At 37.7% G+C, this 454-nt stretch carries 1 pseudogene; it reads right to left on the reverse strand.

Annotated features, from left to right (window positions below):
* Positions 1–266 precede the first annotated feature (266 nt).
* A pseudogene (locus tag RVS70_RS22375) lies at positions 267–338 on the reverse strand (MerR family DNA-binding transcriptional regulator); the annotation flags it as partial.
* Positions 339–454 lie beyond the last annotated feature (116 nt).

The following is a 454-nucleotide window of genomic DNA, read 5'->3' on the forward strand; positions in this document are numbered from 1 at the left end:
TTTGGCGCTTTTTTCTGATTTGGGCCGTCCTGAAAATCATCTGTTTATCGAGCAGGAAGAAGAGAAAAAGGCTTTGTGGTGATTTTGTTGTGTGAATAAATAGATTAAATACCCCTGAATTATGTTTTGTGAAAGATTGATATAAGCGGTAGCCTTCTCAATGTCGTTCTCCTTGGAGAAGGCTGCGTATAAGAAATTCTCGGACTTTGCGGATAGACCCTCCGATATCCATTTTTAGGATTAATGTCTTCTGGGTGGATGAGTCAGATTTCATCATAGTATCGCAGTGTTTTTGTTGATACTTTGCATATCTTTGAAAATTCTCCGATCGATAGCAAGCGATCACCTCCTTGCTCCAAATGTACACCTTTCCGTAAGGACAAAGTCAAATGTGGAAATAAAATCTCTCCAAAGTTAATCAGAAATTTATTTTCATATCGTATCCTTTCAGTAT

It is taken from the genome of Virgibacillus sp. M23 (genome assembly GCF_034190895.1).
GTDB lineage: Bacteria > Bacillota > Bacilli > Bacillales > Amphibacillaceae > Virgibacillus > Virgibacillus salarius.